Source organism: Streptomyces sp. NBC_01433 (genome assembly GCF_026340105.1).
GTDB lineage: Bacteria > Actinomycetota > Actinomycetes > Streptomycetales > Streptomycetaceae > Streptomyces.
The window spans coordinates 6182291-6188991 of sequence record NZ_JAPEPM010000001.1; the positions used below are offsets into that span (position 1 = coordinate 6182291).

Consider the following 6701-nt stretch of genomic DNA (forward strand, 5'->3'; position numbering starts at 1 on the left):
TGTGTCACTGGCGGAAGGGCCCGTGGGCGCGCTACGGGACAGACCTTAGGTCACGGAGGGCCGGAGCCGTTCAGCCAGAACGCTCCGTACACCGCACTCACGGCGGTCATCGCCGAGAGCACCACCACGGTCCAGGCGGGGCGCGCGCGGGCCATCCTGATCGCCAACACCAGCAGGAGGGGAAAGGCAGGGATCAGCAGACGGGGTTTCGATCCGAAATACCCTGATGCTCCGACCGCCATGATCGTGATGATGGCGGAGTAGACCACGAGCGCGATCGGCTGCCGTTGCTTCCAGGCGATCCGGTGCGGCCACGCACAAAGGAGGACGAGTGCCAGGAGGATTCCCGCGGCGAGTACTCCGGAATCCCACAGGGGAGCAGCCAGGAATTTCGCGAAGGCGATTCCGCCGTCGAATCCGTTTCCCCACTCCGCCTGCACATCCAGATAGCCGAGGAATTTCTGTCTCCGCTGTCCGACCCACAAAATGTAGCCGACCGCGCCGAGCGGGGAGACGATACAGCTCGCGATGAGGCTGATCCGCTTCTTTCCGCTGAGTTCGGACCTCCTGGTCGCGAGCACGACTGCCGCGGAGACGACAATGGCCGCACTGATCGCAATGCCGACAGGCCGCGTCAGCCCGGCGAGAAGCGCGAGAACGCTCGCCGTCATCCACTGATCGCGCAGCAGGGCGAGCAGTGCCCAGACGGCCAGCGCGACGAAGAGTGATTCGCTGTAGGCCATGGACTGAACGATGCCGACCGGCAGGGCGCCCCACAGGCAGGCCAGGATGACTCCGGCTCGTGCACTGTGGACGTGACGTCCCAGGTGGAAAAGTCCCAGAGCGGCAGCCAGCGAGGACACCGCGCTGATGGCCAGCCCGGTGTCGGACGCGTTCCAGGGGCCGATGCGGGCCCCCGCCTCCTCCAGCCAGGGAAGGAGCGGGAAGAAGGCCATGCTGGAGAGATTTCGCCCGTCGGGGGCCTGGACCGTGAACGAGTAGCCGCTTTCGGCGACGCGCGTGTACCAGAGCGAGTCCCAGCGCCGGCTCAACAGTTCATGGGGGCTCTTCTGCTGGAAGGCGGACCAGGTTATCAAGCCTATGAGGCCGATGATTTTGATCGCCGCATAGAGGGATACGGCCGCAAGGGCGCTGTCGAGGCGATTGCTCTTGACTTCTTCGGAGGGTCGGCGGGGTCTTGATGTGCCGATCGACTGCGCTTGGATTGCCAACCCCCGTGTAAGAGTGGTTCATCGGAAAATGGTGCGTAGGGCTTGTTCCTGATATCAGGAAAGTGATGGAGATCGCGGCGTCGGGGCGAAAGTTCCGCGCGGTGGGACGACGATCCCGGTGTCGTGTTCGGGGTACACGGTACTCAACGACCTGGAAACCGCGGGCCGTGGCTCCCGCACCGGCACCGCCAACAGCGAGACCCCCTCCGCAGGTACGGAGGGGGTCTCGCGGAACACGGGTGGGGACCCGATGTCCCGGCAGTGGTGCCGTCGGGAGTCCCGGCGGATCAACTGTAGAAGTTGCGCTCCCACCGGTGCTTGGCCAGCACGGCGAGCTGGTCGGCGGTGAGCGGGCGTCCGTCGCTCACCGCCGTGTTGCGCTCGACGTTGCGCAGGGTGCGCATTCCGGGGATCACGGTGGAGACCGCCGGTGAACTCAGGACGAACCGCAGCGCGTTCTCCGCGATCTCGTCGGGGGCGATAGCGAGGTCGTCGACGATCGCGGACACCCGCTGTTCGACCTGCGCCGGGCGGTCGCCGCGGAAGTAGCGGTTGCGCCAGTCGCCCTCGGGGAACGTCGTACCGGCGGTGATCCGACCGGTGAGACCGCCCTCGTCCAGCGCCACGCGCACGATGACACCGACGTCGTGTTCCGCGCAGAGCGGCAGCAGTTCGTCGGCGGGGGACTGGTCGAAGATGTTGTAGATGATCTGCAGGCTGTCCACGGAGCCGCTGCGTACGAGTTCGAGTGCGCTGTCGGGCCTGTGGTCGTTGATGGAGACGCCGAACAGTCCGATCTTCCCTTCCTGTTTCAGTTCGGTGATCGTCTCCAGCCAGTCCCCGCGGCCGACCCACTCGTCGTTCCAGACATGGAACTGCAGCACGTCGAAGTGGTCCAGGCCGCCGGCGCGCAGGCTGGTCTCCAGGCTCTCGCGGATGTGCTCGCCGGGGAAAGCGGCTGCTGGGTCCAGGCCGTCCGGTGCGGGCCATACGGCGTTCTTCGGCGGCACCTTCGTCGCGACGCGTACCTCGTCACCGGCCCGCTCGCGGACGACCCGGCCGACGATCCGCTCGCTCTCGCCGTAGCCACGGGCGGTGTCGATGAAGTTCACCCCGAGGTCGATGGCGCGGTGCAGGGCGCGTACGGATTCGTCCTCGGTGGCACCCACCCAGCCGGACTCACCGATGCCCCACGCGCCGTAACCGATCTCGGATACGGACAGACCGCTGCGTCCCAGCTCGCGGTAGCGCACAATCATCCTCCACGTCATGGTCCTTGCCCTGGCGCAGGCCGAGGCCCGCGCCAGGAATCACGTTGACGATAGGTGACTCGGGCCGCTCGGTCAGTCGGGTTTCGGGGCCGCTGTCCTGATGGCGGCCCCTGCTCCCGCCCGTGCCGGTGGCGGAGCCCTTAGCCGTTCTCGGGGGCGTAGACGCGGATCTTCGACTGGCCGTGCGGCCGCTCCTCCCAGTCCTCCATGAACCGGGCGACGAGTCCGTGTTCGGCGGCGAGGGCGATCAGGGTCTCGGTGCGGTAGTAGAAGTCCTCCCGCAGCACCGCGTGTTCGACGCCGTCGGTGCGGTCGAAGGTGAAGTCGAAGAAGCCTCCGGGCGCGAGGATGCGGCCGACGTGGGCCAGGCACTCCCCGATGACCTCGATCGGCGAGTGCGAGAACACGCTGTGCGCGTGAACCACGTCGAAATGGCCCTGGGGAAGGAAGTCGAGGGTCAGGTCATGGGTGATCGTGAGATGCGGGAGCTTGTCCTGCAGGTGGTACGTGCTGACGGTGCGCTTGGCGGAGATGAGGATGTCCGGCGAGATGTCGATCCCGTAGTAGTTCCCGGCATCGAGATAGTCGATGAAGCGCCAGCCGGCCCGCAGGTTGCCGCAGCCGATGTCGAGCATCCGGTGGCCGGGCTTCAGATTGTGCTCAGCCAGGTAGTCGAACTGCATCGCGCCGAGCGCGAGCCAGCGCTCATGCGTCTGGCTGCCGACGGCCGCCTCGGGGTTGCGGCTGGTGTCCGACGCCATCACCGCGCGGTAGTAGTCGACGTGGTTGGGGTGCTTGGCGCTCAGCCACGTGTCGCGCACGGAGCGGCGTACATAGGGGGCTATGCGGGCGGGGTTGCGCAGTGCGTAGCCGATCCGGTGGGTCAGGGCGGAACGGTTCACGGACAGGGATTCGGAGGTCTTCTTCGGCATGATGCGACTTTCGGCGTCGGGTGAAATGGGCATGGCGGGGTAGGGAGACGGCGCCCTGGGGCTCCGGGGAAACGGGGAGATGGGGGAGTGGGGGAGCGAGGAGGGGAAGGAAAGGGAAGGAGGGGTCGTGGGCGGGCCGGGATCAGTCCGTGCCGCCGATGACCACCACTCCGTTCTCGTAGGCGTAGATGGCGGCCTGGGTACGGTCGCGCAGCCCCAGCTTCACGAGCACCTTGCTGACATGCGTCTTGACGGTGGACTCGGTGACGAAGAGATGGCTGCCGATCTCGGTGTTGGACAGGCCCTGCGCGATCAGCGCCAGCACGCCCGTCTCCCGTTCGGTCAGTTCGGGAAGGCTGGTTCTCGCCGGTGGCCGCGGGCCGCGGTGGGGACCGCTGTCGTTCCCGTTCCCGGTCCCCGTCGCGGCCTCGGTCCCGGCGAGGCGGGTGAACTCGGTGATCAGCCGGCGGGTGGCGGACGGGGCCAGCAGGGATTCGCCCGCGGCGACAATCCGTACCCCTTCCGCCAGCTGCCGTGCCGAGGCGTCCTTGAGCAGGAAGCCGCTCGCCCCGGCGCACAGCGCCTGATACACGTACTCGTCCAGGTCATAGGTGGTGAGGATGAGCACCTTCGTGTCCGGGGTGCTCGCCACGATCTGCGCGGTTGCCTCCAGACCGTCCATCTCAGGCATCCGTACGTCCATGAGCACGACGTCCGGGCGCAACTCGGCCACCTTGACGAGGGCTTCGAGGCCGTCCGCCGCGGTGCCGGCGATCTCGATCCCGGGCTGGGACGCCAGGAGTACGGCGAACCCCTCACGCACCATCGCCTGATCGTCCGCGATCAGGACTCTCACCGGCTGCTGCTCAGGCATTCTTGATGTCCTCCTCATCGGTGCGCGACATGTCGGGCAGGAAGGCGGTGACCTCGAAACCGCCTTCGGCGGTCGGCTGCGCGGTCAGCCGTCCTTCGAGCATGGAGACGCGCTCGCGCATCCCCACGAGGCCGTGTCCGGCGCCCGGCGAGGCGCTTGCCGGGCGGAGTGCGGGGCCGTTGACCACCCGCAGGCCCAGACCGGTCGTCACGTAGGAGAGTTCGACGTCCACCGACGCGCCGGGCGCGTGCCGCAGGACGTTGCTGAGTGCTTCCTGCACGATCCGGTAGGCGGACAGTTCGACGCCCGGGGCCAGCACGCGCACTTTTCCGGTCACGGTCCTGGTCACCGCGGAGCCCGACGTACGCACCCCGGCGATCACCGTGTCGAGGCGGGCGAGGGTGGGCTGTGGCGCCCTGGACCTGGAACCCGTCGCTGGTTCCGAGTCCGCCCTGATGACGCCCAGGATCCGGCGCATCTCGGCGAGTGCGAGGACGGCGTTCTCGCGCAGGGTGGCGAACGTTTCCGTCAGCTCGGGCGGGGGGTTCTTCACGCGGTACTGCGCGGCCTCCGCCTGGATCGCGACGACCGACATGTGGTGCGCGACGACGTCGTGGAGTTCGCGGGCGATGGCGGTGCGTTCCTCCAGCCCGGCCCGTCGGTCGCGCTCGTCCTGGGCGGCCGAGGTCTGCTCGGCCGCCCGTCGTCCCGCGCGCAGCCAGCCGCTCAGCAGCACGGCGACGACCGCGGCGAGAGCGAGGACGAGGAGAGACACGGGGGCCGGGACGGCCAGACTCCCCTCACCCCCGAGAACGACGGCGCCGGTGATCAGCCACATCCAGGCGGCACCCCCGGGGCGCAGCCGCATCGTGGCCACCACGAGCACCAGCGGGCACGTGACGTGGATGAGGAGGAAACCCGAGCCGCCGAGGCCCAAGAGGTCGAACGAACCCACGACTAGAGCGAGCAGCGTCAGCAACCAGGCCGTCACCGGCATCAGCAGGGTCAGCAGCACGGGCCCGCCTACCAGGAGGAGGCCCGGCATTCCCTCCGCCGGGCTCACGAACCGCGACGACACCAGTACGGCCACCAGGGCGAGCGCGCAGACCGCCAGGTGCGGGGCCCACCGGGCGGAGTGCCTCAGTCCGGACGGCAGCAGCGCGCGGGCTCGGGTCAGAGCGGGTGACTCGCTCAGCGGGGGGAGGGGACGGACGGCGAACGCGTGACGGCAGAGATCGTCGCGCAGGGCGGCGAACGCCGGTGCCAGGATGCCGCGCGCACCGCTCTTCGTACCGCTGGGTGTATCGCGCACCATGTCCGCCGTCCGAGGGGGGTCGAGTTGATCGGGTTTCACAAGGAAGACGCTAAAAGATGCTGGTGGCCGGGGCATCAGTCGTAGGTCCCGTTGCCCGATCTCATACTCACGACCTACGCGGACGGCACCCTGGTACCGGCCCCGGGGTGTACGCCGACGACCTGGGCGTAAGAGAGTCGTCAAAGGAGCGTCGGTGTACGTCAGGGAGGCGTCAACGAGGGGCGGGGTCGCCGGGTGAGGGGGTTTCCTCAGGGAGTCCGTTCAGCCCCTTCTCCGCTCAGGAACGCGCGATGGCAGGCCGTCGCGCCGGGGCTGGCTCAGCACCTCTCGACGACAGGAAGGCGGCACGCCGATGACCCGGGTGCTCGTGGTGGAGGACGAGCCCCAGCTGGTCCGGGCCCTGGAGATCAACCTGAAGGCGCGCCGGTACGAGGTGGACACGGCGCCCGACGGGGCGACGGCGCTCCAGCTGGCCGCCGCCCATCAGCCGGACGCGATCCTGCTGGACCTCGGGCTGCCCGATATGGACGGACTCGACGTACTGAGGAACCTTCGCCGCTGGACCCGGGTGCCGGTCCTCGTGGTCTCCGCCCGCCAGGCTTCCGACGAGAAGATCGAGGCGCTGGACGCGGGGGCCGACGACTATGTGACCAAGCCCTTTGCCATCGACGAACTTCTTGCCAGGCTGAGGGCCGCGATCCGTCGCGCGGTGAGCGTCACGACAGCCGAGGAAGAGGTGATCGTCACCACCGACGAGTTCACCGTCGACCTCGCCGCGAAGAAGGTGCACCGGGGCGGGCACGACATCCGGCTCACCCCGACGGAATGGCATCTGCTGGACGTACTGATCCGCAACCCCGGCCGGCTCGTCAGCCAGGTTCAGCTGCTCCAGGAGGTCTGGGGGCCGTCCTACCGGACCCAGACCAATTACCTCCGCGTCTACATGGCCCAGTTACGGCGCAAACTCGAAGCGAACCCGGCGCACCCCCGGCATCTCATCACCGAGCCCGGTATGGGATACCGCTTCGAGAAGTGATGCCTCCACCCACTGTCCCGACCGGAAGAGAACCGAGAATC

General features: G+C 68.1%; 6 protein-coding genes. 1 reads left to right on the forward strand and 5 read right to left on the reverse strand.

Annotated features, from left to right (window positions below):
• Positions 1-50 precede the first annotated feature (50 nt).
• From OG413_RS27640 to OG413_RS27660, 5 genes are all read right to left on the reverse strand, one after another.
• A complete protein-coding gene (locus tag OG413_RS27640; RefSeq protein WP_266809773.1) occupies positions 51-1232 on the reverse strand; it encodes a hypothetical protein in 1182 nt (393 codons plus the stop codon).
• A 287-nt stretch (positions 1233-1519) separates the two neighbouring features.
• A complete protein-coding gene (locus OG413_RS27645) occupies positions 1520-2485 on the reverse strand; it encodes an aldo/keto reductase (RefSeq protein ID WP_266810400.1) in 966 nt (321 codons plus the stop codon).
• Between the two features lie 158 nt (positions 2486-2643).
• The gene (locus OG413_RS27650) at positions 2644-3435 is read right to left on the reverse strand and encodes a class I SAM-dependent methyltransferase (RefSeq protein WP_266809774.1); all 792 of its coding nucleotides are present in this window, start codon (positions 3433-3435) and stop codon (positions 2644-2646) included.
• Positions 3436-3577: 142 nt separating this feature from the next.
• Complete coding sequence (locus OG413_RS27655; RefSeq protein ID WP_266809776.1) at positions 3578-4309, reverse strand: response regulator transcription factor; 732 nt, start codon at positions 4307-4309, stop codon at positions 3578-3580.
• Positions 4302-5624, reverse strand: coding sequence for a sensor histidine kinase (locus tag OG413_RS27660; protein WP_266809778.1), 1323 nt, complete (start codon positions 5622-5624; stop codon positions 4302-4304). Before OG413_RS27660 ends, OG413_RS27655 begins: the two co-directional genes overlap by 8 nt.
• A gap of 352 nt (positions 5625-5976) precedes the next feature.
• Between OG413_RS27660 and OG413_RS27665 the strand changes: the two genes are divergently transcribed.
• A complete protein-coding gene (locus OG413_RS27665; protein WP_266809780.1) occupies positions 5977-6660 on the forward strand; it encodes a response regulator in 684 nt (227 codons plus the stop codon).
• Positions 6661-6701 lie beyond the last annotated feature (41 nt).